Origin of the sequence: Actinacidiphila sp. bgisy160 (assembly GCF_965342435.1) — a bacterium.
Lineage (GTDB): Bacteria > Actinomycetota > Actinomycetes > Streptomycetales > Streptomycetaceae > Actinacidiphila.
Window position 1 is genome coordinate 58,225 of record NZ_CBDRCM010000018.1, and the last position, 24,286, is coordinate 82,510.

Annotated in this window: 24 protein-coding genes and 1 tRNA gene; 11 read left to right on the forward strand and 14 right to left on the reverse strand. The window is 71.3% G+C overall.

What is annotated here, in order from left to right; genetic code table 11:
• Positions 1–239: 239 nt before the first annotated feature.
• Both ACRWNP_RS16925 and ACRWNP_RS16930 read left to right on the forward strand, forming a co-directional pair.
• The gene (locus tag ACRWNP_RS16925; RefSeq protein ID WP_431962071.1) at positions 240–2,282 is read left to right on the forward strand and encodes a glycosyl hydrolase family 28-related protein; all 2,043 of its coding nucleotides are present in this window, start codon (positions 240–242) and stop codon (positions 2,280–2,282) included.
• A gap of 156 nt (positions 2,283–2,438) precedes the next feature.
• The gene (locus tag ACRWNP_RS16930; protein ID WP_431962072.1) at positions 2,439–2,612 is read left to right on the forward strand and encodes a hypothetical protein; all 174 of its coding nucleotides are present in this window, start codon (positions 2,439–2,441) and stop codon (positions 2,610–2,612) included.
• Between the two features lie 565 nt (positions 2,613–3,177).
• Here ACRWNP_RS16930 and ACRWNP_RS16935 read toward each other — a convergent pair.
• Positions 3,178–3,253 (reverse strand) — tRNA-Thr (locus tag ACRWNP_RS16935).
• A gap of 222 nt (positions 3,254–3,475) precedes the next feature.
• On the opposite strand from ACRWNP_RS16935, the gene ACRWNP_RS16940 reads away from it, so the two are divergent.
• From ACRWNP_RS16940 to ACRWNP_RS16950, 3 genes are all read left to right on the forward strand, one after another.
• The gene (locus ACRWNP_RS16940; protein ID WP_431962073.1) at positions 3,476–4,594 is read left to right on the forward strand and encodes an ABC transporter ATP-binding protein; all 1,119 of its coding nucleotides are present in this window, start codon (positions 3,476–3,478) and stop codon (positions 4,592–4,594) included.
• 228 nt (positions 4,595–4,822) lie between these two features.
• Positions 4,823–5,236, forward strand: coding sequence for a hypothetical protein (locus tag ACRWNP_RS16945; RefSeq protein WP_431962074.1), 414 nt, complete (start codon positions 4,823–4,825; stop codon positions 5,234–5,236).
• Positions 5,237–5,266: 30 nt separating this feature from the next.
• On the forward strand, positions 5,267–6,004 hold the full coding sequence (locus ACRWNP_RS16950; RefSeq protein WP_431962075.1) for a nucleotidyltransferase family protein: 738 nt from the start codon (positions 5,267–5,269) through the stop codon (positions 6,002–6,004).
• A 90-nt stretch (positions 6,005–6,094) separates the two neighbouring features.
• Here ACRWNP_RS16950 and ACRWNP_RS16955 read toward each other — a convergent pair whose 3' ends face one another.
• The 6 genes from ACRWNP_RS16955 to ACRWNP_RS16980 form a co-directional block, all read right to left on the reverse strand.
• Entirely contained in the window at positions 6,095–7,765 is a 1,671-nt protein-coding gene (locus ACRWNP_RS16955; protein WP_431962076.1) for a DoxX family protein, read from the reverse strand.
• Between the two features lie 106 nt (positions 7,766–7,871).
• Entirely contained in the window at positions 7,872–8,828 is a 957-nt protein-coding gene (gene rlmB / locus ACRWNP_RS16960; RefSeq protein ID WP_431962077.1) for a 23S rRNA (guanosine(2251)-2'-O)-methyltransferase RlmB, read from the reverse strand.
• A gap of 78 nt (positions 8,829–8,906) precedes the next feature.
• Positions 8,907–10,301, reverse strand: coding sequence for a cysteine--tRNA ligase (gene cysS / locus ACRWNP_RS16965; RefSeq protein ID WP_431962078.1), 1,395 nt, complete (start codon positions 10,299–10,301; stop codon positions 8,907–8,909).
• Positions 10,302–10,479: 178 nt separating this feature from the next.
• The gene (ispF, locus tag ACRWNP_RS16970; protein WP_431962079.1) at positions 10,480–11,004 is read right to left on the reverse strand and encodes a 2-C-methyl-D-erythritol 2,4-cyclodiphosphate synthase; all 525 of its coding nucleotides are present in this window, start codon (positions 11,002–11,004) and stop codon (positions 10,480–10,482) included.
• The gene (gene ispD, locus ACRWNP_RS16975) at positions 10,994–11,725 is read right to left on the reverse strand and encodes a 2-C-methyl-D-erythritol 4-phosphate cytidylyltransferase (RefSeq protein WP_431962184.1); all 732 of its coding nucleotides are present in this window, start codon (positions 11,723–11,725) and stop codon (positions 10,994–10,996) included. Before ispD ends, ispF begins: the two co-directional genes overlap by 11 nt.
• 241 nt (positions 11,726–11,966) lie before the next feature.
• Entirely contained in the window at positions 11,967–12,449 is a 483-nt protein-coding gene (locus tag ACRWNP_RS16980) for a CarD family transcriptional regulator (protein ID WP_018559600.1), read from the reverse strand.
• Between the two features lie 597 nt (positions 12,450–13,046).
• Here ACRWNP_RS16980 and ACRWNP_RS16985 point away from each other — a divergent pair.
• The gene (locus tag ACRWNP_RS16985; protein ID WP_431962080.1) at positions 13,047–13,634 is read left to right on the forward strand and encodes a DUF461 domain-containing protein; all 588 of its coding nucleotides are present in this window, start codon (positions 13,047–13,049) and stop codon (positions 13,632–13,634) included.
• Between the two features lie 189 nt (positions 13,635–13,823).
• Here the strand turns inward: ACRWNP_RS16985 and ACRWNP_RS16990 are convergent, their stop codons facing one another.
• Both ACRWNP_RS16990 and ACRWNP_RS16995 read right to left on the reverse strand, forming a co-directional pair.
• A complete protein-coding gene (locus tag ACRWNP_RS16990; protein ID WP_431962081.1) occupies positions 13,824–14,504 on the reverse strand; it encodes a winged helix-turn-helix domain-containing protein in 681 nt (226 codons plus the stop codon).
• Positions 14,501–15,820 carry a sensor histidine kinase gene (locus ACRWNP_RS16995; RefSeq protein ID WP_431962082.1) on the reverse strand — a complete coding sequence of 440 codons (1,320 nt, stop codon included), beginning with the start codon at positions 15,818–15,820 and terminating at the stop codon, positions 14,501–14,503. Before ACRWNP_RS16995 ends, ACRWNP_RS16990 begins: the two co-directional genes overlap by 4 nt.
• A gap of 207 nt (positions 15,821–16,027) precedes the next feature.
• On the opposite strand from ACRWNP_RS16995, the gene phoU reads away from it, so the two are divergent.
• Both phoU and ACRWNP_RS17005 read left to right on the forward strand, forming a co-directional pair.
• Positions 16,028–16,708: a phosphate signaling complex protein PhoU gene (gene phoU / locus ACRWNP_RS17000; RefSeq protein ID WP_431962083.1), complete on the forward strand. Its 681-nt coding sequence runs from the start codon at positions 16,028–16,030 to the stop codon at positions 16,706–16,708.
• A gap of 156 nt (positions 16,709–16,864) precedes the next feature.
• Positions 16,865–17,035: a hypothetical protein gene (locus ACRWNP_RS17005; RefSeq protein WP_431962084.1), complete on the forward strand. Its 171-nt coding sequence runs from the start codon at positions 16,865–16,867 to the stop codon at positions 17,033–17,035.
• Between the two features lie 87 nt (positions 17,036–17,122).
• On the opposite strand, the gene ACRWNP_RS17010 is transcribed toward ACRWNP_RS17005, so the two are convergent.
• Positions 17,123–17,602, reverse strand: a complete 480-nt coding sequence (locus tag ACRWNP_RS17010; protein ID WP_431962085.1) for a VOC family protein — start codon at positions 17,600–17,602, stop codon at positions 17,123–17,125.
• A gap of 77 nt (positions 17,603–17,679) precedes the next feature.
• Positions 17,680–18,324, reverse strand: a complete 645-nt coding sequence (locus ACRWNP_RS17015; protein ID WP_431962086.1) for a class I SAM-dependent methyltransferase — start codon at positions 18,322–18,324, stop codon at positions 17,680–17,682.
• A 430-nt stretch (positions 18,325–18,754) separates the two neighbouring features.
• Here ACRWNP_RS17015 and ACRWNP_RS17020 point away from each other — a divergent pair, with 430 nt between their 5' ends.
• Together ACRWNP_RS17020 and ACRWNP_RS17025 are read left to right on the forward strand one after the other, a co-directional pair.
• The gene (locus ACRWNP_RS17020; protein ID WP_431962087.1) at positions 18,755–19,165 is read left to right on the forward strand and encodes a VOC family protein; all 411 of its coding nucleotides are present in this window, start codon (positions 18,755–18,757) and stop codon (positions 19,163–19,165) included.
• 548 nt (positions 19,166–19,713) lie between these two features.
• Positions 19,714–19,965, forward strand: coding sequence for a ribosomal protein L7/L12 (locus ACRWNP_RS17025; protein WP_431962088.1), 252 nt, complete (start codon positions 19,714–19,716; stop codon positions 19,963–19,965).
• A 103-nt stretch (positions 19,966–20,068) separates the two neighbouring features.
• On the opposite strand, the gene ACRWNP_RS17030 is transcribed toward ACRWNP_RS17025, so the two are convergent.
• On the reverse strand, positions 20,069–20,830 hold the full coding sequence (locus ACRWNP_RS17030; protein ID WP_431962089.1) for a phosphoglyceromutase: 762 nt from the start codon (positions 20,828–20,830) through the stop codon (positions 20,069–20,071).
• Between the two features lie 115 nt (positions 20,831–20,945).
• Here ACRWNP_RS17030 and ACRWNP_RS17035 point away from each other — a divergent pair, with 115 nt between their 5' ends.
• On the forward strand, positions 20,946–22,232 hold the full coding sequence (locus ACRWNP_RS17035; RefSeq protein WP_431962090.1) for an MDR family MFS transporter: 1,287 nt from the start codon (positions 20,946–20,948) through the stop codon (positions 22,230–22,232).
• Between the two features lie 108 nt (positions 22,233–22,340).
• On the opposite strand, the gene ACRWNP_RS17040 is transcribed toward ACRWNP_RS17035, so the two are convergent.
• Complete coding sequence (locus ACRWNP_RS17040) at positions 22,341–22,856, reverse strand: YbjN domain-containing protein (RefSeq protein WP_431962091.1); 516 nt, start codon at positions 22,854–22,856, stop codon at positions 22,341–22,343.
• A complete protein-coding gene (gene mshA, locus ACRWNP_RS17045) occupies positions 22,849–24,198 on the reverse strand; it encodes a D-inositol-3-phosphate glycosyltransferase (RefSeq protein WP_431962092.1) in 1,350 nt (449 codons plus the stop codon). Before mshA ends, ACRWNP_RS17040 begins: the two co-directional genes overlap by 8 nt.
• Between the last annotated feature and the right edge of the window lie 88 nt (positions 24,199–24,286).

The window sequence follows — 24,286 nt, forward strand, 5'->3', positions numbered from 1 at the left end:
GCTCCCCGTCCCGGGCACCCGGCCGCGCCCGGGTGCTCCATGCTGTCCGTATCCGCAACGACTAACGCAAGCAACGCAAGAAACAAACAGATATCCGCAGTCAGCCATCATTCAGCCGAAAACCTGTGGCATGAGCCTTGTGGAGCGGCCTGACGGGTCCTTACGGTCGCCTCACCTCACGACGTCCGCTCCGCCTCGAACGTCCCGGGCGGTCGCGCCTTACGAGAGAAGAGCTGGGGATGACAGGGAGCAGCAGCAGGAGTGCGTGGCGAAGAGCCGTCGCGGTGGTCGCCGTGGCGGCCGGCCTCGGCATCGGCCCGGCCGGCGCGACGGCCCAGGCCGGCGCCGCCTCGGCGAAGGGCGCGGCCGGGCCGGTCGTGACGCGGGCGGCGCTGGACCCGGCGCTGGTCAAGGGTCGCGGCGCGGACCTCGGGTTCGTGGAGCAGGAGGCCGAGAACGCCGCCACGGACGGGGAGGTCATCGGCCCGGACCGGACCGCCTACACGCTCCCCGCGGAGGCGTCGGGCCGCAAGGCGGTGACCCTGCGCCGCGGCCAGTACCTGGAGTTCACGCTGCCGAGCGCCGCCAACGCGATCACCGTGCGGTACAGCATCCCGGACGCGCCCGGCGGAGGCGGCATCACCGCGCCGCTCGACGTGACGGTCAACGGCCGCGCCCGCACGACGATGACCCTGACCTCGCAGTACGCCTGGCTCTACAACCAGTACCCGTTCTCCAACGATCCGCGGGCCGGACTGCTGCACGACGACTGGTGGATCACCGAGTGCGGCTGCGTGCCGAACGCGACCACCCCGGCGCCGGTCATCCCCAAGCCCTTCCGGCCCAGCCACTTCTACGACGAGCAGCGGCTCCTGCTGACACGGACGTACAAGGCGGGCGACCGCGTCCGGCTGACCGTCCCCGCGCGCGCCGGGGCCGTGACGACGACCGTGGACCTCCTCGACTCGCAGCTCGTCGCGCCGCCCCGCGTCTCGTTGGTCGCCGCGAACGTCCTCGCCTTCGGCGCCGACCCGACCGGACGCCGCGACTCCGCGGGCGCCCTCGACAAGGCGATCGCCTTCGCCCGCCGCGCGCACCTGAAGGTCTACGTCCCACCGGGCACGTACCAGGTCAACCGGCACATCGTCGTGGACGACGTGACGATCGAGGGCGCCGGCAGCTGGTACACGATCTTCAAGGGCAAGGAGGTCGCGCTCGACTCCCCCGCGCCCGACCACTCCCTCCGCACCGGCGTCGGCTTCTACGGCAAGGACACGTCGGCGGGCGGCAGCCGCAACGTCCACCTGTCGGGCTTCGCGATCGAGGGCGACGTACGCGAACGCATCGACACCGACCAGGTGAACGGCGTCGGTGGGGCGATGAGCGACTCCACCGTCGACGGTCTGTACATCCACCACACCAAGGTGGGCCTGTGGTTCGACGGCCCGATGTCGAACCTGCGGATCACGGACAACGTCATCACCGACCAGATCGCCGACGGCCTCAACTTCCACACCGGCGTGACCGATTCGGTGGTCCGCAACAACTTCGTCCGCAACTCCGGCGACGACGGGCTGGCGATGTGGTCGGAGAAGACGGGCAACGCCCGCAACACCTTCGACCGCAACACCGTGCAGACGCCCGTGCTCGCCAACGGCATCGCGATCTACGGCGGCACCGACAACACGGTCTCGGGCAACCTGATCGCCGACCCCATCCGTGAGGGCAGTGCCCTCCAGGTGGGCTCCCGTTTCGGCGCCCAGCCGTTCACCGGGCACCTGTGGATCACCGACAACACCACGGTGCGGTCCGGCACGTACGAGCTGAACTGGAACATCGGCCTCGGCGCGATCTGGTTCTACGCCCTGGAGCGGAACATCGACGCCGACATCCGCGTGACCGGCGACCACTTCCTCGACAGCACCTACAACGCCATCATGCTGGTCGCCGACTGGCCGGTGAAGGACACCTACTCGATCACGAACGTGCACTTCAAGGACATCCGGGTGGACGGCACCGGCACTTCGGTCGTGAGCGCCCGGGCCGCGGGTTCCGCGTCCTTCGAGAACGTCGACGCCCGCAACGTCGGCGCGGTGGGCGTCAACAACTGCGGCTCCTTCAACTTCCCCGCCACCGGCTCCGAGTTCTCCCTGACCGACCTCGGCGGCAACGACGGCGGCGGCGCCACGGGCCCCTGGCTGGCGGCGTGGGAGCTGCCCAACACCATCACCTGCGACGACCGTCCCCCGGTCGTCGCACCCCCGGGCCCGGCGCCCTGGTGAACCGGACGGCCGTCACGTTCCCGAACTCACTCCAGGGCGCGTGACGGCCACCCCGTCCCGCCGACGCCACTCCTGGGCCCCACCTGCGCTGTTACGGTTCCGTCACTAACCCCCCGGACCCTTGCGCGGGACTCCGCGCGATGAACATGTTGAGCCGTGCACACGACACTCACCACCGGCGCACTGCTCGCTCGCAGCCGGTACCGCGGCAGAAGCGGCTTCTCCTTCCACTACTGGGGCGGCCAGATCACGTTCTGGGGCGTGGTCATGCTGCTGGTGATCGCCGCGGCCCTGATCATCTGGTGGCAGGTACACAAGCGCCGGGGTTAGCCGGGGTACGACCGCCCGGCCCCTGAGCCGGCTTGAGGTGCACCGTGGCGACACGCTTCCGCCGCCTCGCCGCGCGATGGCGGGAACTCCCCGCATCGCGTCACCCGTACCGCGTGGCGCTGTTCTACCCGATCGTCACCAGGCGGCATGCCGCACACACCCTGGGGACGCGTGACGTGCGGACCTTCGTCGCCGAGGTGTCCCGCCGTACGGGCCCGCCACGGCCCAGGAGGCTCACCGCGTCCTCTGCACGGCCCTCACGGCGGCCCGCCGGAGGATCCGGCCACCCAGAACGTCGCCTCGCTCGTGGAGCCGCCCAAGGGCCTCGGCCGCGAGGCCACTCCCTGGACGTTGGACGAGACGCCGGCGTTCCGCTCCACGCCGCCTTCGCCCTGGCGGTCGCCGTGGCTCGGCCGGTCGGACGTGACATCGGACACACAGCGTGAGGCCATCGGCCCCGAAACCCTCCCGCTCAGGCCACACGTGAGCACCGCGGCCGACGCACCCGGCAGACACCGAACGCCCCGGACCGATCATGGTCCGGGGCGTTGTCACTGCTCCCAACTGGAGCCGCCTGTCGGGTTCGAACCGACGACCTTCGCTTTACAAGAGCGGTGCTCTACCAGCTGAGCTAAGGCGGCACGGCGCCGTCCCCCGCTCCGGGGTGGCCGGGCGACGGGTGGGGCCATGAGAAGTGTACCCAGGCGGGGAGGGGGGAGGTCCGGGAATTGGGGGCCGGGAGGGTGCTGACAAAGCGGGGCGGGGCAGGTAGCGTCACGGAAGGTCCACATCCTGTGGACTAGACCTCTTTCCTTTACTCGGATCGTCCGGCACGTTCCTGCCGGTGAAGGGACCACTGCACCATGGCCACTGTCACTTTCGACAAGGCGACCCGGATCTACCCCGGGTCCGAGCGCCCCGCCGTCGACGCGCTCCAGATCGACATCGAGGACGGCGAGTTCCTCGTCCTCGTCGGCCCCTCGGGCTGCGGCAAGTCGACCTCGCTCCGCATGCTGGCCGGCCTGGAGGACGTCAACGCCGGCGCCATCCGGATCGGTGACCGGGACGTCACCCACCTTCCGCCCAAGGACCGGGACATCGCCATGGTGTTCCAGAACTACGCGCTCTACCCGCACATGACCGTCGCGGACAACATGGGCTTCGCCCTGAAGATCGCGGGCGTCAACAAGGCCGAGATCCGCAAGCGGGTCGAGGAAGCCGCCAAGATCCTGGACCTCACCGAGTACCTGGGCCGCAAGCCCAAGGCGCTCTCCGGTGGTCAGCGCCAGCGCGTGGCGATGGGCCGCGCGATCGTCCGTGAGCCGCAGGTCTTCCTCATGGACGAGCCGCTGTCCAACCTGGACGCCAAGCTCCGTGTCCAGACCCGTACGCAGATCGCCTCGCTGCAGCGCCGCCTCGGCGTCACCACGGTCTACGTCACTCACGACCAGACCGAGGCCATGACCATGGGTGACCGCGTCGCGGTCCTCAAGGACGGTCTGCTGCAGCAGGTCGACACCCCGCGCCACATGTACGACAAGCCGGCCAACCTCTTCGTCGCGGGCTTCATCGGCTCCCCGGCCATGAACCTGGTCGAGGTGCCGATCCACGACGGTGGCGTGAAGTTCGGCAACTCCGTGGTGCCGGTCGAGCGCGAAGCGGTGCAGGCCGCGGCCGACAAGGGCGACCGCACGGTCACCGTCGGCGTCCGCCCGGAGCACTTCGACATCGTCAACGGCGACGGCTCCGGCCTGTCGAAGGACGAGCCGGCGGGTCTGGCCGTGACGGTGAACGTCGTCGAGGAGCTGGGCGCGGACGGTTTCGTCTACGGCTCGGCCCAGGTCGACGGCGAGCACAAGGACCTGGTCATCCGCGTCGGCGGCCGCCAGGTGCCGGAGAAGGGCTCCGTGCTGCACGTCGTGCCGCGCGCCGGCGAGACCCACGTCTTCTCCACCTCCACCGGCGAGCGTCTGACCGACTGAGCGCACGAGCGCCCGGTCGCAGGACCGCCTGCGGACCCACGTGGCCCGGCCCCCGCGCAAGGGGGCCGGGCCACGGCCGTTCCGGGGCCGAAACACCTGACATTTCCGGTCATACAACGGCATTTCGACCATGTTCGTCAATGCGCCCATAGTTGATCAAGGGGCATTCATCACTCATCAGAGTGGCTAAATGTCGCCAAATCATCACTCCTCGCTACCATCACTGCCGTGAACCAGGTAGCCCGCCGCATCGGCAAGTCACTCGCCCTCGTCCTCCCGGTCGTCCTCGTGCTCTCCGGCACCCTCGCCGTCACCCGCGTGCCGTGGGCGACCTCGGCGTCCGACGCCCAAGTCCTCACCGCCTCGCACCAGAAGAAGGCGGCGTCCGAGAGGTCGGCCCCACAGGAGGTGCTCCGCCGCAAGCTGCTGGGCGAGGTGCAGCAGAAGAACCCCGGCGTCGCCCTGACGCACCTGCAGCGCGAGATGGCCGAGCGGCCGTCGCTGGCGCGGTACTGCGGCTCGATCGCCCGGTCCCTGGGCCGCGCCGCGGTCGCCAAGTACGGCTCGGTGCAGCGTGCCCAGGCCTGGTCGCGGCCGGTCTGCGACACCGCCTTCGCGACGGGCGTGGCCTCGGTCGGATGACCCGTCGCGCGGGTCGCGTAGGGTGCGCCCATGACCGGCACGCCCGCGACCTCCCCGGCGGTGACCCAGGCCGTCCTCCTCGCCGGAGGACAGGGCTCCCGCCTGAGGCCCTATACCGACACCCGCCCCAAGCCGATGATCGAGATCCCCGGCACCGGGATCCCGATCATCGGCCACCAACTCGCCTGGCTGGCCGCCGAGGGCGTCACCGACGCCGTGATCTCGTGCGGCCCTCTCGCTGAGGTCCTCCAGGAGTGGCTCGCCGGCCCGGCGGCCGACCTGCCGCTGCGGGTGACCACGGTCGTCGAGCGCGAACCGCTCGGCCGTGGCGGCGGCCTGAGATACGCCGCTGCCTCCCTGCCACGGCCCCAGGAGCCCTGGTACGCCACCAACGGCGACATCTGGACGCGGTTCTCGCTGCGGGAGATGGCGGCCTTCCACATCGAGCGGGCGGCGGTCGCCACGCTGGCGCTGGCGCGTCCGCGCATTCCGTGGGGCGCCGTGGAGACCGACGAGTTCGGCCATGTCGTGGACTTCATCGAGTCGCCCCCGTCGCCGTTCCTCATCAACGCGGGCGTCTACGTCTTCTCCCCCGAGTTCACCGAGTTGCTCCCGGAACGCGGTGACCACGAGCGCACCACCTTCCCCCAACTCGCCCGGGAACGGCGGCTCGCGGGCTTCCCACTGCCCCAGGGCGCGTACTGGCGGGCCATCGACACCGCCAAGGACCTCGCCGAGGCCGCGAAGGAACTCGCCTCCCAGAGCTGAGCGTACGGGCCGCGACAGGGCACGACGGCCACGCAGAGGCGGCCGGAGGAAGGAACCTCCGGCCGCCTCTGCGTGTGCGCCGTACGGGTGTTACGCGAACTTGCCCGAGCCGTGCCGTGCCGGGGCCCCCAGCAGCCAGCCGGAGGTCTCACCGCTGCCCAGCAGCCCGCCGAGCGCGCCTCCGCTGTCGGAGGAACCGCCGCCGCTGCCGCCACCGCCACTGCCGCCGCCCGGCGTGGGCGGGTTGTTGGGCACCGTCGGGCGGGACGGGACGGACGGCACGGGCTGCGTCGGCCCGCCACCGGTACCGCCGCCGTTGCCGGTGTTCCCCGAGGACGCCCCGGGACGCGACTGCCGGGCGTTCGGCGCCGAGGACGCCGGTCCCGGGGCCGACGGCGCGGAGGACGGGGAGGGCGAGGGACCTCCGGAACGGCCCGCCGAGGGGGTCCTGGAGGGCCGGGACGACTTCTCCCCGGGCACCTCGGGCAGCGGGGAGCCCTCGAGGTCGTTGGTCGGCAGGTCGGTCGGTGCGGGGAGCTCGGACCGCGGGCTGGTGGACCGTACGGCGGTGCCGAGCGTGGCACCGACCACGAGCGAGATCCCGGTCAGCACCGTCGCCAGCACCGCGCCGCGGCGCAGCACCCGGCGCCGCAGCTCCCCCAGGGGGGCGCGTGGGCCGAGCTTGCGCCAGGCCTCACCGGCCAGGCGGCCGTCGGCGGAGTAGACCGGAGCCCCCGCGATGACCAGCGGGCTCCACGCGGCGAGCAGGATGATGTCGGGCGTGTCGTAGGCCGGGACGGTCCGCCAGCTCACCGTCACCAGCAGCGCCGCCGACAGCATGACGCCGATCGACGCCGCCAGCCGCTGCCAGAGCCCGAAGACCGTGAGAACACCGGCGATCACTTGCAGGAAGGCCACCGTGAGCCCGGCGCCGATGGGGTGTGCGAGGGCGAGGTCGCGCAGCGGCTCGGCCAGCCCCGAGGGGTGGAGCGAGGCGAGCCAGGTCACCATCGAGCCGCGCTTGCCGCCGTCGAAGTAGACGGGGTCGCAGAGCTTGCCCATGCCGGCGTAGATGGAGATGAAGCCCAGGAAGATGCGCAGCGGCAGCAGAACGATGCCGAGGTTCATCCGGCGGCCGGGGTAGTAGGCGTGCCGGATGGGCTCGGCGCGTTCACGGTCGCGGGCGCGGCCGTACCCCTCGCCGGGCTCCTCGTACGGGTCGAAGTCGGGGCCCTCGTCGACGGGGTCGGCGGGCGGCGCGGAGTACGCGAACTCGTTGGTGTCCTCGGGGTCGTAGCCGCCGTAGGCACCGCGCGCGGGGCGGATGCCGCCGAGCATCTCGCCGGGCGCCGGCGGCCGGCGCGGCGGGCCGACGACGGGCTGCGGCGGCTCCTCGATCCGCGGCAGCACCTGCGTCGCGGCGCCGAGGTCGAGGCCGTCCGCCTGACCGTGGCGCACCGCGGCGAGCAGGTGGGTGGCGGCGGCGTCGCCGGGTTCGCTGCGCCCGGACCACACCAGGGGCGCTCCGCGCCGCTGCGCGGCGGCGGAGGGGCGGACGGAGGTCGGGATGACGGGGACGCGCTGGGTCCTCGTCAGGGCACGGCCCGACGTCGCGCCGAGCTGCACGCGGAAGCTCGCGTGATTGACGATGACCTGGGCCGGGTCGGAGGAGACCTTGAGCATGTTGAGCACAGGCTCGTCGGTGATCGCCGACGACCGTCCCCCCGGAGGAGTGCGGGGTGTTCTGGTGTCCACACTCATCTAACCGAGTGACACCCGATAAGGACACTGTGTGACGGGCCCCGTTGTGTCCGAGGCCCGTCAATCGGGGGTTGTCGCCGGGGCACGCAGGGGAGCGCGCGCGGGTTCAGGCCCGGCGGCGCGCCGCCTCGTAGAGCACGATGCCCGCGGCGACACCGGCGTTCAGCGACTCCGCGCCGCCCGGCATCGGGATGCGCACCCGCAGGTCGCAGGTCTCTCCGACCAGCCGCGACAGACCCTTGCCCTCCGAGCCCGCGACGACGACGACCGGTCCGGCCAGCGCCTCGAGGTCCTGCAGTTCGACCTCGCCGTCGGCGGCCAGGCCGACGACCGTGAGGCCCGCCTTCTGGTAGGCCTCCAGAGTCCGCGTGAGGTTGGTGGCCCGGGCGACCTGGACCCGCGCGGCCGTGCCGGCCGAGGTCTTCCACGCACCCGCGGTCATCCCGGCCGCGCGGCGCTCGGGCACGACCACCCCGTGGCCGCCGAAGGCGGCGACGGAACGGACGACGGCGCCCAGGTTGCGCGGGTCGGTGACCCCGTCCAGCGCGACGATCAGCGGGTCCTCGCCCGCGTCGAAGGCCTCGGCGGCGAGGTCGTCGGGGTGCGCGTACTCGTACGGCGGGATCTGCAGCACCAGACCCTGGTGGTTGAGCCCGTTGGTGATGCGGTCCAGCTCAGGGCGCGGGGCCTCCATCAGCGGGATGCCCCGGTCGGTGGCGAGCTTGATCGCCTCGCGCACGCGCTCGTCGTTGTCGATGAACTGCTGGACGTAGACCGCCGAGGCCGGGATGTCGGCGCGCAGCGCCTCCACCACCGGGTTGCGCCCTGCCACCAGCTCCGACGTCGACTTGGCGCCCCGGCCGGACGGGCGGCGGGACTGCGCGGACGCGGCGCGCTTCATCTTGGCGTTGGCGGCGCGCTGCTTGGCGTGCCCCTTGCGTGCCTCCGCGGGCGGGGTGGGGCCCTTGCCCTCCAGGCCCCTGCGCCGCTGCCCACCGCTACCGACCGTGGCGCCCTTCTTGTTGGACGTGCGGCGGTTCCTGCGCTGGCTGTTGCCGGCCATGGGTCACCTGTTTCCTGCTGCTGTTGCTGCTACTGCGTGAACGTACGTACGTGTGTCAATGATGACGCGAGCGCCCGGCTACCGGGAGCCGAGCGTCCAGCGCGGCCCGGAGGGGGTGTCCTCGATCTCCAGCCCGGATTGCTGGAGCCGGTCGCGGATGGCGTCGGCGGTCGCGTAGTCCTTGCGGCCCCGGGCGGACTCCCGCTGCTCCAGCACCAGCCGGACGAGGGAGTCGACGACCCCGTGCAGGTCCTCGCCGCGCCCGTCGCCCGACCAGTGCGGGTCCAGCGGGTCCAGGCCCAGGACGCCGAGCATCGCGCGCACCTCGGCGAGGCGGGCGACGGCGCTCTCCTTGTCGTCCGCGGTGAGCGCCGAGTTGCCCTGCCGGACGGTGGTGTGGACGATCGCCAGCGCCTGCGGGACGCCCATGTCGTCGTCCATGGCCTCGGCGAAGGCCGGCGGCACCTCGGCGGCCGGCTCGACCGGGCCGGCCATCTCGACGACCCGCTGCACGAAGCCCTCGATCCGGGCGAACGCCGACTCGGCCTCGCGCAGCGCCTCCTCGCTGTACTCGATCATCGAGCGGTAGTGCGGGGTGCCGAGGTAGTAGCGCAGCACGATGGGCCGCCAGCGCTTGGTCATCTCGGCCACGAGGACCGAGTTGCCGAGCGACTTGCTCATCTTCTCGCCGCTCATCGTGACCCAGGCGTTGTGCACCCAGTACCGCGCGAATTCGTCGCCGAAGGCCTTGGCCTGGGCGATCTCGTTCTCGTGGTGCGGGAAGATCAGGTCGATGCCGCCGCCGTGGATGTCGAAGGCGCGGCCCAGGTACTTGTGGGCCATCGCGGAGCACTCCAGGTGCCAGCCGGGACGGCCGGGGCCCCACGGGGTCTCCCAGGAGGGCTCGCCGGGCTTGGCGGCCTTCCACATCGCGAAGTCGCGCGCGTCCCGCTTGCCGGTCTCGCCCTCGCTCTCCGGCTGGCGCAGGTTGCCGAGCTCCTGGTTGGACAGCTCCAGGTAGTCCGGGAAGGAGCGGACGTCGAAGTAGACGTTGCCCTCCGACTCATAGGCGTGACCGCGCTCGATGAGGCCGCGCATCATCTCGATCATCTCGGGGATGTGACCGGTGGCGCGCGGCTCGTACGTGGGCGGCAGGCAGCCGAGCACGTCGTAACCCTCGTTGAAGGCCCGCTCGTTCTCGTAACCGATCGCCCACCAGGGGCGGCCCTGCTCGCCCGACTTGGTGATGATCTTGTCGTCGATGTCGGTGACGTTGCGGACGAACGTCACGTCATAGCCGCGGTAGGCGAACCAGCGGCGCATGATGTCGAAGTTCAGGCCGGACCTGATGTGCCCGATGTGCGGGGCCGCCTGCACGGTGGCGCCGCACAGGTAGATCGAGACGCAGCCCGGCCGGAGCGGGGTGAAGTCACGGACCTGGCGCGCGTTGGTGTCGTACAGGCGAATAGTCACGCATCAAGGGTAGTGGTCCCGGGTGCGTGCGCCGTCCGCTCCGCATGAGCTTCACGGTGTTGTGACGCTCGCCGGGGCCGTGGCACCGGCCGACCGGGCGGTGGGCGGCCGGCCGCTTCACCCGTACAGCGGACGGCACGGCCTCGCGAGCGGCGCGTCAACTCTTCCGCGCCGTCGGTCACTTCGCGCGGCGCACCACCAGTGCGGTCGCCACGGCCGCCAGTCCCTCGCCGCGGCCGGTGAAGCCCAGGCCGTCGGTCGTCGCGCCGGAGACCGCCACCGGGGCGCCCACCGCGGCGGAAAGGATCTTCTGGGCCTCGTCGCGGCGCTTGCCGATCCTGGGGCGGGGACCGATGACCTGGACGGCCACGTTTCCGATGTCGTAGCCCGCCTCGCGGACGATCCGGGCCGCCTCCGTGAGCAAGGTCACACCGGGGGCGCCCGACCACTCCGGGCGGCCGGTGCCGAAGTGCGCGCCCAGGTCGCCCATGCCGGCGGCGGAGAACAGCGCGTTGCAGGCGGCGTGCGCGACGACGTCGGCGTCGGAGTGTCCGGCCAGGCCGTCGCCCTCGCCCTCCCACAGCAGGCCGGCGACCCACAGTTCGCGGCCCGCCTCGAAGGCGTGGATGTCGGTGCCGATGCCCACCTGGGGCAGCACGGGGACGTACGCGGCCGGGGCGGCGGCGGTCGGCTCAGTAGTCATCGGTGGCCCTCCTGCGGGCGAGCACGGCCTCGGCGAGGACCAGGTCCAGCGGGCGGGTGACCTTGAAGGCCTCCTCGTGCCCCGGCACGACCAGCACCGGGACGCCGAGCCGCTCGACCATGCTCGCGTCGTCCGTGACCGGACCGGTGACCGTGGTGTGCGCCTTGAGCAGCGTCGCCCGGTCGAAGCCCTGGGGGGTCTGGACGGCGCGCAGCAGCGAGCGGTCCGGGGTGCCGACGACGGCGCCGGTCGCCGGGTCGATCTCCTTGACCGTGTCGGCGAGCGGCAGCCCGGGCACGACGGCCGAGGCGCCGTCCCGCACGGCGGCCGCGACGGCGTCGACCATGTCGACCGGCACCAGCGGGCGCGCGGCGTCGTGGACGAGCACCACCTCGACCTCGTCCGGCAGCGCGGCCAGACCCAGCCGTACCGAGTCCTGCCGGCTCTCGCCGCCGGCGACGACCTTTATGTCCTTGGTCTCGGGCAGGCCGTGACTGTCGAGCAGTGCCCTGACCTCGGCGACCCCGTCCGGGGGTGCCACCACCACGACCAGGGACACCGCGCGGGCGCGGGTCATGGCACGCACGGCGTGCACGAGGATCGGGACGCCGCCCAGGGTGCGCAGCGCCTTGGGCGCACCGGGGCCGAGCCGGACTCCACGTCCGGCGGCGGGAATGACTGCCGCGGTAGTCAGGTTTGTGTCCTTGGCCGAAATGGGTATCGCCTCAACGTGCCGGGCGCGAAGCCCCTGTCGGACCCTTCCGTGACACCGACAGAGCCTGCTGCCCGGGCCCGGCACCCAGTATGCAGGGGGAAGCGACGCGCGAACGAAGACGAGGGGGGCTCCTCGGCGTCGTCGAAGTGGTCGAAGTGATCAAAGTGGCCAGGCACCGCGCGGGCGTCCCGGCATGCCGCAGTGCCCGGCGTATGGGACGCACCGGGCACCGCGGCGGAAATCCGCGTCAGGACGCGAGGACCTCGTCGAGGAGGGTCTCGGCCTTGTCCTCGTTGGTGTTCTCCGCGAGCGCGAGCTCACTGACCAGGATCTGGCGGGCCTTGGCGAGCATGCGCTTCTCGCCGGCCGACAGCCCGCGCTCCCGCTCACGACGCCACAGGTCACGTACGACTTCCGCGACCTTGATGACATCGCCGGACGCGAGCTTCTCCAGATTTGCCTTGTAGCGGCGGGACCAGTTGGTGGGCTCCTCGGTGTACGGTGCGCGCAGCACCTCGAAGACCCGGTCCAGCCCTTCCTGACCGACCACGTCGCGCACGCCGACGAACTCCGCATTGTCCGCGGGCACGCGTACCGTCAAGTCGCCCTGGGCGACCTTGAGCACCAAGTAGGTCTTGTCCACGCCTTTGATCTGGCGAGTTTCGATGGCCTCGATCAGCGCGGCCCCGTGATGGGGATAGACCACGGTGTCGCCAACCTTGAACGTCATGTGACAGGTACCCCTTCCGTGGCTATCCAGGGTAACACGGGAACGGCCGGTTCTGAATGGCGTTTTCGCAGGTCAGGGCATATCTCGGGGCTTGACAAGTGCGGCCGGAACGTGCTGCGGAGAGGGAGCGGAGGGCGGAATTCGCAGGTCGGAGTGGGTGTCGAGGGGCCTTGAAACGCCGTCGTTACACCCTGCGGACGGCCTGGACAAGGGAAGGAACATCCCGATTTGTCGCTCTCTTGCGGGGGGTCTGTCGCTACTCCGTTCGGCCGCCGCGAGCTTGATGTGATCCATTTTCGCACCACGCCGGATTTCCGTCCGGCGGATGAACAGTAAATGGATCTTGCCGGTGTGGCGGGAATCGTTCGGCGGAATCCCGGAATGGATTCCGCCACGCCCGCGCCGGTACCTCCGGGTGCCTGCGGAAGGCCCCTGCCGGGCCCCGTGAACGCCTCCGGGACACCCGGGCGGGTGAAGCCCCGCCCCGCCGAGGGGTGGCCCGGTGCGGGCGCGTGAGACAGGCTCGGTAACCTAATCCAGCAACAGGTAAGCGTAAGTCCCGTACGTCCGTACCCCGCCCAAGGAGATGCCGCCGCCGTGAGCAGCAGCCTTCGACGCGGCGCTCTCGCCGCCGCCCTCGCACTCTCGATCGTCCCGCTCGCCGCCTGCGCCGCCGGGAACGACGCGGAGACGCTGCGCATCAGGCCGGACAACGCGGCGACCAGCGTCGGCGACATCGAGGTCCAGAACGTCGTGGTGCTCACGCAGGCCACCTCCGACGGCTCCTCCTCGGTGACGGCCAAGATCTTCAACAACGGCGACGACTCGCAGACCCTGGACTCCGTGAAGGTCGGCTCCATGGACGCCAAGCTGTCCGGCCCGATCTCGCTGCCCGGCCACAGCTCTTTGCTGCTCGGCGGAGACGGCAACCCGTCCGCCCTCTTCAAGGGCGGCTCCGCGAGCAAGACCGACGGCGACTTCAAGAACGTCGTCTTCGGCTTCAGCAAGACCGGGGAGGTCTCCCTGCAGAGCCTCGCGCTGCCGGCCGCCGGCTACTACACCTCCTTCGGGCCGAGCGAGCAGCCCTCCCCCACCGAGACCGCGAGCCCGGGCGAGTCGCCCGCCGAGGGCGTCACGGCCTCGCCGACCGAGACCGAGACGATCACCGAGTCCCCCGCCGGCTGAGGCACCCCGGCACGCGGAAGGGCCCCGGGAGCGCATCGCTCCCGGGGCCCTTCCCGCCTTCCTGTCGGTCACCGGGTCCGGCTCGAACCCGGTCCCGCGTGCGCTCCTCGCACCGCTCGGCCCCAGAGGGCCTCACCGGCTTCGCAGCGCTGAGCCGGACTCCGTCCGGCGTCACTGGCGGCGGCCGGTTTACGGCTCGAACTTGTAGCCCAGGCCGCGGACCGTCACCAGGTAGCGCGGCGCACCCGGGTCCGGCTCGATCTTGGCGCGGAGCCGCTTGACGTGGACGTCGAGGGTCTTGGTGTCGCCGACGTAGTCGGCGCCCCAGACCCGGTCGATGAGCTGCATGCGGGTGAGGACACGGCCCGCGTTGCGCAGCAGCATCTCCAGGAGGTCGAACTCCTTCAGCGGCAGGTCGACCTTGCCGCCGCCCACCGTGACGACGTGCCGGTCGACGTCCATGCGGACCGGCCCGGCCTCGAGGGCGGTGGGCGAGATCTCCTCGGGCTCGCCGCGGCGGCGCAGGACGGCCCGGATACGGGCGACCAGCTCGCGGGAGGAGAAGGGCTTGGTGACGTAGTCGTCCGCTCCTATTTCGAGACCGACGACCTTGTCGATCTCGCTGTCCTTGGCGGTGACCATGATCACCGGGACGTTGGACTTCAGCCGCAGCTGGCGGCAGACCTCGGTGCCGGGCAGACCCGGCAGCATCAGGTCGAGCAGGACCAGGTCGGCGCCGTTGCGCTCGAACTCGTCCAGTCCGTCGGGGCCGGTCACCGCGATGGCGACCTCGAAGCCCTCCTTGCGGAGCATGTACGACAGGGCATCACTGAAGGACTCTTCGTCCTCGACGACGAGTACTCGGGTCACGGAAGGACCTCCGGAGCGGGGATGTGATCGGGAAACGTCTCGTAGAGGGCGGAGGAGGAAGAGCCGGAGCCGGGCCCGGGGCCGGAGTCCTCCGCCGCCACGGCGGTGGAGCGGTCCCGGCCGTCCCGGGTCGCCGCGGCTTCGGGCAGCCGCAGAGTGAAGGTGGAGCCCTGGCCTTCGGCGCTCCACACCGTGGCCTCCCCGCCGTGGGAGGCGGCCACGTGCTTGACGATGGACAGACCGAGGCCGGTGCCGCCGGTGGCGCGCGAACGCGCCGGGTCGACCCGGTAGAACCGCTCGAAGATGCGGTCCCGGTCCTTTTCGGAGATCCCGATTCCCTGGTCGGTCACGGAGATCTCGATCAGTCCCCCAGAGCCTCCGGCCTGGGCGGGGCCCCCGCCACCGGGTGCGGCGACCCTGCGGCCCGCGATACCCACACGGGTGCGGGCCGGGCTGTAGTTGACCGCGTTCTCGACGAGGTTGCCGAGCGCGGCCGCGAGCTGGCCCCGGTTGCCCCAGATGTACAGGTCGGGGGCGCCACTGGTGGCCATGGTGATCTGCTTGGCGTTCGCCGGATGGCGGCAGCGGTCGACCGCCTCGGCGACGAGGTCGTCGACGGCGACCGGCTCGGCGTCGTCGAGGGGGTTGTCGTCCTGGACCCGGGAGAGGTCGATGATCTCCTGGACCAGGCTGGTCAGCCGGGCGGCCTCGATCTGCATCCGGCCCGCGAAGCGCTCGACCGCCTCCGGGTCGTCGCTGGCGTCCATCACCGCCTCGGAGAGCAGCGACAGCGCCCCGACCGGGGTCTTGAGCTCATGGCTGACGTTGGCGACGAAGTCGCGCCTTACCGCCTCGATGCGCCGGGCGTCGGTCAGGTCCTCCACCAGGAGCAGCACCAGGCGCGAGCCCAGGGGTGCCACCCGGGCGGAGACCGCCAGGCCCTCGCCGCGGCCGGCGCCCCGGCGGGGCAGGTCCAGTTCGACCTGCCGTATCTCGCCGTCCCGCCGGGTCTCCCGGGCCATCTGCAGCATCTGGTCGACGGCGAGCCTTCCGCCACGGACCAGTCCGAGGGCATACGCCGCCGAGCTGGCCTTGACCACCGCGTCGCCCTCGTCGAGGACGACGGCCGACGAGCGCAGCACGGACAGCACGGTGTCCACGCCCGGCGGAAGTACGGCTGCGGCGTCCGGCCGCAGGGATGTGCGTGTGGGGCGGGCCTGTTCCCGTTCGCTCCAGCGGAACGCGAGCACAGCGATCACACCGGTGCAGAGCCCGGCGATCGCACTGGCTGCGGCGACTGCCGCGTTCACGTCCATACCCCCAGGTTAGGGGGACGGAATGAGTGGCCCACAGCCGTCGGAGCGTCTTCTCGAACGCGCGTTGCCAAGAGTTCACCGTGGTGTCAGCACCGGTTCATTCCGGATGCTCGAGCGGTACGCGTGTGCGCGCGAGGTTGGGGAGCGTGTCAGCGTGGGAGGACAATCCTCTTTTCGAACGGCTGAAGCGGCAAGGAAAGGAACGCGATGCGCGACGCATATCATGAGGAACTGGACTCGATCGGTGACGGCCTGGTCGAGATGGCCAGGCTGGTCGGCTCCGCGATCGGGCGGGCCACCACGGCGCTGCTCGATGCCGACCTCAAGCTCGCGGAGAGCGTGATCGCCGCCGACGAGAAGGTGGACGACCTCCAGCGCGAGCTGGAGAACCGGGCCATCACCCTGCTCGCCCGTCAGCAGCCCGTCGCGACCGACCTGCGGATCGTCGTCACCAGCCTGCGCATGAGCGCGGACCTGGAGCGCTCCGGCGACCTCGCCCGGCATGTGGCGAAACTCGCACGGCTGCGCTTCCCCAACACCGCCGTCCCGCGCGACCTGCACAGCACGATCCTGGAGATGGGCCAGCTGGCGCAGCGCCTGATGGCCAAGGCGGCCGAGGTCATCGTCACCAAGGACGTCGACGACGCGCTGCAGCTGGAGGCGGACGACGACCGCATGGACGAACTGCACCGCACGCTCTTCCAGCACCTGCTCGACGACCGCTGGAAGCACGGCATCGAGACGGCCGTGGACGTCACGCTCGTCGGCCGCTACTACGAGCGCTTCGCCGACCACGCGGTCTCGGTCGCCAAGCGTGTCGTCTACCTCGTCACGGGCGAGCACGCGGACGAGCTGAGCCCGCCCCCCACCCCGCTGCCGGCGGACTAACGCCGGCGACAGCCGTACGGCGCGGGGCGGCGCGCGGGGCGGGTGCGCCTTTCGGGGCAGAACGCTTCCGCGCGCCGTTGATGCGCCGGTGGGCAGTGCCGTTCACTGGTTGGCAGGCATGCAGGCAGCCGTCACCAACGGCAGAGGAGGGTAACCATGCCCGAGTCCCCCACATCGCCCACCGCCCGCGACCAGCCGTCCCCCGAGGGGACCCCGCAGTCCGTCGGCATTCGTGAACTGCCGCTGCTCGGAGCGTGCGGCTGCGGATCGGGCTGCGGCTGCGGCTGCCAGTCCGGAGCGCCCTGCCGCTGCGGCGGCAGTTGCTGACTCCACCGACTCCACGCCACCCGCGTTCGTCACGCTCGGGGGCCCGTCCGGACTCTCCGGACGGGCCCCCGACGCCATGACCCCCGGTCACTCGCCGTCGTACGCGCGCCGCAGCGCGGCGAGGTCCATCTTCTTCATGGACAGCATCGCCTCCGTGGCCCGCCTGGCCTTCTCCGGGTCGGCGTCCCCGACCATCTCCAGCAGCACCTCGGGGAACACCTGCCAGGACACCCCGAACCGGTCCTTCAGCCACCCGCAGGGGCCCTCCTCACCACCGTCGGTGAGCTTTTCCCAGTAGTAGTCGACCTCGGCCTGGTCGGCGCAGCGGATCTGGAACGAGACCGCCTCGTTGAAGGTGAACTGCGGGCCGCCGTTGAGTGCCACGAACTTCTGGCCGTTGGCCGTGAACTCCACGGCCAGCACGGACCCCGCGGGGCCGGGCCCGGCCTCGTTGTAGCGGCCGATCGTGCCGATGGCCGAGTTCTTGAAGATCGAGACGTAGTGGTTCGCCGCCTCCTCGGCGTTCCCGTCGAACCACAGGCACGTGGTGAATCCGTCGGTGGTCATCGCTGCCTCCTCCTGGCACATGGGCGCGTACGTCGTTAGGACGGCCCTTGCGCCGGAAACTCATCGGCTCGCGGCGGCTACCGTTCCCGGGTCATCAGCAGGTGCCCCCTGCGGAAGCGCTCGTCCGGTCCGGGCTCCCGGAGCATGCGGCCGGTCTCGGTGAAACCGGCGGCCACCGCCAGGGCGGCGAGGTCGTCGATCGGCCAGCGGTAGGCCGTCGTCACCTTGTGGTCGAACGCGTCGAGGGGACCGCCGCCGGATTCGAAGAAACCCAGCAGCAGGTGACCGCCCGGGGCCAGCGTCCGGCGGAACTCGGCGAAGTAGGGGGGCAGGTCGCGCGGATGCGTGTGGATGACGGAGTACCAGGACAGGATGCCGTCCAGCTCGCCGTCGGCGACGCCGTCGAGGGCGTCCATCGAGCCGACGTCGAAGCGCAGTTCCGGATGGGCCTCGCGGGCGATGCCGATCATCACGGGGGACAGGTCGACGCCGAACGCGTCCAGCCCCAGGCTCCGCAGGTGCGCGGTGACGTATCCCGGACCGCAGCCGAGGTCGGCGACGGTCCTGCCGCCGGCCGCCCGCACGGAGTCGGCGAACGCCGCGATCAGCGCGCGGTCCAGGGGGAGCGAGCCGAGCGAGTCGCGGAACAGCTCGGCGTAGAGGACGGCGACGGCGTCGTACGCACTGGCCGTCGAGAGCGGGGAGAGGGAGGAGTCGGTCACGGGGAACGACCCTAGAGCCCTGCGAATCGGCGAACCAGGCACCGATCGAATCCCATGGGAAGGCGTCCCACCAGGCGACGCCATGAGCCTCAAGGCGTGCGACCTCGGCCTACAGACCCGCTGGCCATCGTCCTCCCGGTGGGAGAGCACCAGGCCGCCAGACTTCATGGGCTGTCCGCAATCGGGGCAGGCGGGAAGTTCGCCGGCCATGTCGAGCACCCCGGCGAAACGGCCTCTTCGTCCCGAAGCAATGTCAGCGGCTGCGTGCCCTGCGGCAAACCGGTCGTGACCTGGGCGGACGGTCCGCGAGTGTCCGTGATTGCGCGCCTGCGGGTACGCGGCGACCTGGGGGCCATCGTGCTGATCGGCACGTGCGGTAAAAACCTGGCTGCCTCTGGGAGTGGGTGTGAGCTTGTGACAAGATCGCGGGATGCTGCGACTCACCGATTTTATTATCGATTGCCCGGACACGATGAAGCTGGCGGCTTTCTACTCCGCGGTGACGGGCCGTCCGATCAAGGAAGGCAGCTCTGAGAACTGGGCCGGCATCCAGTTCGGCGAGATCGAGCTGGCATTCATCAGGGTGGACGACTACCGCGCTCCGCAGTGGCCGGACAGCGAGCACCCCAAGCAGTTCCACCTCGACTTCGAAGTGGACGAGATGGAGTCCGAGCAGCACCGCGTCCTCGACCTCGGCGCGACGCTGAGGCAGGACTTCATCGGCCCCAACGGGTACGGCTGGCAGGTCTACACTGACCCGATCGGCCACCCCTTCTGCCTGTGCCGCAACAAGGGCGTCATCTGGACCGAACAGGGTCCGATCTGGCCCAAGCGCGACTGATCAGCCGCCCACTTCCTCACCCGCCACTCTCCCCAGCTCCCGTCCCGTCCGCCGTCGACCCACACACCGTGGAGCTGGCGTGGGGGTCCAGGGGGAGCGCGCCACTGTACGAACGACCTGGACGCCATGGACCGCGTCTGCTCGGCTCTGCCTGGGTCGACGGTGGACGGGATGGGAGCCCCCCACGCACGCCACCTGCGGACCCGCAGTCGGCGACGCGGCGCCCCCTCCATCCCGGCGCCGGCCGATCCCCCACCCGGAGGCGTTGCCGCGCGGGGCGGCCTTACCGTGACGTCCTCGGACACACGGGTGACGCGGACGCCTACCGTATCCAGGCGTCATCACGGGAGCTCCCGGCTCGACGGCCAGGCGCTCGGAGACCTTCGGTGTGGCAGCGACTTGGACGCAGGTCGCCTGCACGTCGGGGTCCCGGCCGGCGGCCAGGGCGTCGGTGGCGAACTCGCGTGGGCGAGGTGTACGCCGATGGCTGACGCGATGGGCTCGCGCTACCGGCTGCTCGTTCTCCTTGCTGCCTTCACCGGGCTGCTGTGTGCGACGACGTTCCTCATCACGCGGTGCTCACCGATCCGGGCCTCCGCGTGCTGGACGTCGCGCAGGTCGTGCGTCGGCTGAAGGGGCTGAGCCTCTGGCACAGCAAGGTTCTGGTGACGCAGGTTCCCGCCGTGATTCTCGCCGGCGTGCCCGAGGAAGACGCTGCGGCAGCCGTCTCGGCCCTCCGCGAGGTGGGAGCACAGGCGGAGACGAGAGAACGGCCGGAGCCGGGGTTTCCGACGGACTGAGCACGGCCCGATCAACCGGCTGGCGGCCCAGAGACGGCCCCGGAGCGGCAACAAGCCCCCTCCCCGCGGAGAAACCGCGGGCAGGGGGCTTGGTCGCGTCGGATTACTTCTTCTTGCCCTGGTTCTTCACGGCCTCGATCGCCGCCGCGGCCGCCTCGGGGTCGAGGTAACGGCCGCCCGGGGTGACCGGGCGGAAGTCGGCGTCGAGCTCGTAGGCGAGCGGGATGCCGGTGGGGATGTTCAGGCCCGCGATGTCGGCGTCGGAGATGCCGTCGAGGTGCTTGACGAGGGCGCGCAGGCTGTTGCCGTGGGCGGCGACCAGGACGGTGCGGCCGGCGAGGAGGTCGGGGACGATGCCGTCGTACCAGTAGGGCAGCATGCGGACGACGACGTCCTTCAGGCACTCGGTGCGCGGGCGCAGCTCCGGCGGGATGGAGGCGTAGCGCGGGTCGTCGCTCTGGGAGAACTCGCTGCCGTCCTCGATCGACGGCGGCGGGGTGTCGTAGGAGCGGCGCCAGAGCATGAACTGCTCCTCGCCGAACTCCGCCAGGGTCTGCGCCTTGTCCTTGCCCTGGAGGGCTCCGTAGTGGCGCTCGTTCAGGCGCCAGCTGCGGTGCACGGGGATCCAGTGCCGGTCGGCGGCCTCGAGGGCCAGCTGCGCGGTGCGGATCGCGCGCTTCTGGAGGGAGGTGTGGACGACGTCGGGGAGGAGTCCGGCGTCCTTCAGCAGCTCGCCGCCCCGGACCGCCTCCTTCTCGCCCTTCTCGTTGAGGTTGACGTCGACCCAGCCGGTGAAGAGGTTCTTCGCGTTCCACTCGCTCTCGCCGTGGCGGAGGAGGATCAGCTTGTAGGGAGCTTCTGCCATGGCAAGGAGTCTAAAAGAAAACCCTTTGGTGCCCTCCGGAGGGCGGATGTAAGCTGCGCTGGCCAGACCGGCCCATTACGCCTACAGCGCCCCGACGCCGCGAGGAGCAGCCGCCGTGCCCGATGTCAGACGTGCCCTACGGGAGACCGTGTCGGGACTCCCCCGGACCTTCTGGTGGCTGTGGACCAGCACGCTGGTCAACCGGCTCGGCGGCTTCGTCGTCACCTTCCTCGCGCTCTACCTCACCCTCGACCGGGGTTACTCCGCCACCTACGCCGGTCTCGTCGCGTCCCTGTACGGCCTGGGCGGCGCCTTCGGCGCGGTCGTCGGCGGGGTGCTGACCGACCGGATGGGGCGGCGCTCGACGATGCTGCTGGCCCAGGTCGCCGCCGCCGCCGGCACGGCGACGCTGGCCTTCGTGGACGGGCAGGCGCAGATCGCGGCGGTGGCCACGGTGATCGGAGTGGCGAGCAGCGCCTCGCGGCCCGCGGTGCAGGCGATGATGGCGGACGTGGTGCCCGCCGCGGACCGGGTGCGGGCGTTCTCGCTCAATTACTGGGCGATCAACATCGGGTTCGCCGTCTCCTCGGCGGCGGCCGGTCTCATCGCCTCGCAGGGCTATCTGTGGCTGTTCCTCGGCGACGCGTTCATGACGGTGCTCTGCGCGCTGGTGATCTACGCCAAGGTGCCGGAGTCGATGCCGGGCGGGGAGCCCGCAGCAGCGGCCGCCACGGGTGCGGCGGGCGGGGAGTCGCGCGTCGGCCTCGGGGTCGTCCTGCGCGACCAGCGGTTCATGGCGTTCGTCGCGCTGACGTTCCTGCTGGGCACGGTCACCCAGCAGGGTTCGACGACCCTCTCGGTCGACATGGGCCGCCAGGGCTTCTCCGCGAGCCAGTACGGCCTGGTCATCGGGCTCAACGGCCTGCTGATCGTGCTGCTGCAGATCCCGCTCACCCGGCTCGTGGAGCGGCGGAGCGTGGCGGCGCTGCTCACCGCCGGCACTCTGCTGATGGGCTGGGGCTTCGGGCTCACCGCCTTCGCCGGTTCGGTCCCGTTCTACGCGCTGACGGTGGCGGTGTGGACGATCGGCGAGATCCTGCACGCGCCGGCCTCGATGTCGCTGGTCGCCGACCTGGCGCCGGCCCACGCCCGAGGCCGCTACCAGGGCATGTACTCCCTCGCCTGGCCCGCGGCGTCCTTCGCGGGACCGCTGCTGGGCGGCGTGGCGCTGGACCGGTGGGGCGGCGGCGTGGTGTGGGGGGCCTGCGCCGTGGTCGGTACGGTCGCCGGCGCGGGCTACTGGCTGCTGCTGCGGGAGCGCGGCGCGCAGGCCGCGCAGGTGGACGCGGTGCCGCCGGCCCCGGCGCGGATACCGGAGCCCGAGCCGACGGCGGACTGCTAGCGGGAGGGTTCGCGCTTCGCCTCGTACAGGTGTGCGGCGGGCATTGAGGGTGTCGTGGTGCGGCGACACCCGGGGAAGGCCTCGGGAGGGCACAGGGCGGCAGCGGCGCTACTCGGCGCCCGTGTCCGCCTTGCCGATCAGATGTGTGAACGCGTCGAGGTTGCGTGTGGATTCGCCGCGCGCGGTCCGCCAGGCGTGCTCCTTGCGGATCGCGTCCGCGAAGCCCAGCTCCAGCAGGGTGTTGAAGCTGCCGTCGGCGTTCTCCACGACGGCGCCCAGCAGCCGGTCGACCTCCTCGGGCGTCACCGCGACCAGCGGCAGCCGGCCGCAGAGGTAGACGTCGCCGAGCCTGTCGATGGCGTAGGCCACCCCGTACAGCCGGGTGTTGCGCTCCAGGAGCCAGCGGTAGAACGCCTCGTGGTTCTCGTCGGGACGGCGCACGACGAAGGCGTTGACCGTGAGGGTGTGCCGCCCCACGGCCAGGGCGACGGTGGTGGACAGCTTGCGCGTGCCGGGAAGCGTGACGACGTACTCGCCGCCGGCGCCGGTCTCCCAGCCGAGTTCCGCGTCCTTCAGTGCCTGCTCGACCGCCGCGCGCGCCGCCGTCTGCTCCCGCTCACCCATGCGGCGATCGTAGGCGACGCCGCCGCTCGGCCATCGCACCCGCGTACACCTCGGCGGTCCTGGTGGCCGCCGCGTCCCAGCCGAAGCACTCCGCGCGCCGGGCCGCGGCCGCGCCCATGGCGGGCACCAGCTGCGGGTGCTCCACGAAGCGGCGCAGGGCGCGCGCGTAGTCGGCCGGGTCGTGGCCGGTGACGAGGAAACCGGTCTCGCCGTCCTTCACCGCCACCGGCAGCCCGCCGACCGATGCCGCCACCACCGGCGTGCCGCAGGCCTGCGCCTCTATGGCGACCAGCCCGAACGACTCGCTGTAGGAGGGCATGACCAGCACGGACGCGGCCCGGTACCAGTCCGCGAGCCGGTCCTGGGCGACCGGGGGCTGGAAGCGCACAAGGTCGGAGATGCCGAGCCGGGCGGCGAGCTTGTGCAGGCGTTCGGGCTTGGCCAGCCCGCTGCCGCTCGGCCCGCCGACGACGGGGACGACGAGGCGGTCGCGCAGCGACGGGTCCTCCGCGAGCAGGATCGCCGCGGCACGCAGCAGGATGTCCGGCGCCTTGAGGGGTTGTATCCGGCCGGCGAAGAGCGGGATCACCGCGTCCTGCGGGAGGCCGAGGCGCGCGCGGGCCCCGGCGCGGCCGCCGTGGGCGTCCGGCCGGAAGCGCTCCAGGTTCACCCCGGGGTGGACGACGGCGACCTTGCGGGGGTCGGCCTCGTAGTGCCGGATCAGCTCGTCCGACTCCTCGGCGGTGTTGGCGATCAGCCGGTCGGCGGCGTCGACGATCTGCGTCTCGCCGATGACCCGGGCCGCGGGCTCGGGCGTGTCGCCGTCGGCGAGTGCGGCGTTCTTCACCTTGGCCATGGTGTGCATGGCATGGACGAGCGGGACGCCCCAGCGCTCGGCGGCGAGCCAGCCGACGTGGCCGGAGAGCCAGTAGTGCGAGTGCACCAGGTCGTAGTAGCCCTGGCGGTGGCTGGCCTCGGCGTGCATCACGCCGTGGGTGAAGGCGCACAGCTGCGCGGGGAGGTCCTCCTTGTTCAGGCCCTCGTACGGCCCGGCGTCCACGTGCCGCACCAGGACCCCGGGGGCCAGCTCGACCATGGGCGGCAGGGCGGCCGTGGTGGCGCGGGTGAAGATCTCCACCTCCACGCCGGGGCCCTCCGCGAGCCGCTTCGCCAGCTCGACGATGTAGACGTTCATGCCGCCCGCGTCCCCGGTGCCGGGCTGGTGGAGGGGCGAGGTGTGCACGCTGAGCATGGCCACGCGCCGCGGACGGCGCCCACCGGCATGGCGGCGCAGCCGACGGTGGGCACCACCGGCCAGGACCTTCGCCACGTACTGGCTCACGTCGCGTCCTCCACTTCCTCGACGGGCGGCCGAGCGGAGACCACCCTCCAACCCTGACAACCAGCGGAAGGCCTAGATCCATTTCCGC

Bases quoted from the DNA above. Each gene is read 5' to 3' on its own strand.
- ACRWNP_RS16955 (WP_431962076.1), bottom strand. From the start codon at position 7,765: ATGAGTGTGGACACCAGAACACCCCGCACTCCTCCGGGGGGACGGTCG.
- ACRWNP_RS16925 (WP_431962071.1), top strand. From the start codon at position 240: ATGACAGGGAGCAGCAGCAGGAGTGCGTGGCGAAGAGCCGTCGCGGTG.
- ACRWNP_RS16940 (WP_431962073.1), top strand. From the start codon at position 3,476: ATGGCCACTGTCACTTTCGACAAGGCGACCCGGATCTACCCCGGGTCC.
- ACRWNP_RS17040 (WP_431962091.1), bottom strand. From the start codon at position 22,856: ATGGGTGAGCGGGAGCAGACGGCGGCGCGCGCGGCGGTCGAGCAGGCA.
- ACRWNP_RS17020 (WP_431962087.1), top strand. From the start codon at position 18,755: ATGCTGCGACTCACCGATTTTATTATCGATTGCCCGGACACGATGAAG.
- ispF (WP_431962079.1), bottom strand. From the start codon at position 11,004: ATGACTACTGAGCCGACCGCCGCCGCCCCGGCCGCGTACGTCCCCGTG.
- ACRWNP_RS16995 (WP_431962082.1), bottom strand. From the start codon at position 15,820: ATGGACGTGAACGCGGCAGTCGCCGCAGCCAGTGCGATCGCCGGGCTC.
- rlmB (WP_431962077.1), bottom strand. From the start codon at position 8,828: ATGGCCGGCAACAGCCAGCGCAGGAACCGCCGCACGTCCAACAAGAAG.
- ACRWNP_RS17005 (WP_431962084.1), top strand. From the start codon at position 16,865: ATGCCCGAGTCCCCCACATCGCCCACCGCCCGCGACCAGCCGTCCCCC.
- ACRWNP_RS17030 (WP_431962089.1), bottom strand. From the start codon at position 20,830: ATGGCAGAAGCTCCCTACAAGCTGATCCTCCTCCGCCACGGCGAGAGC.
- ACRWNP_RS16980 (WP_018559600.1), bottom strand. From the start codon at position 12,449: ATGACGTTCAAGGTTGGCGACACCGTGGTCTATCCCCATCACGGGGCC.
- ACRWNP_RS17010 (WP_431962085.1), bottom strand. From the start codon at position 17,602: ATGACCACCGACGGATTCACCACGTGCCTGTGGTTCGACGGGAACGCC.
- ACRWNP_RS16950 (WP_431962075.1), top strand. From the start codon at position 5,267: ATGACCGGCACGCCCGCGACCTCCCCGGCGGTGACCCAGGCCGTCCTC.
- phoU (WP_431962083.1), top strand. From the start codon at position 16,028: ATGCGCGACGCATATCATGAGGAACTGGACTCGATCGGTGACGGCCTG.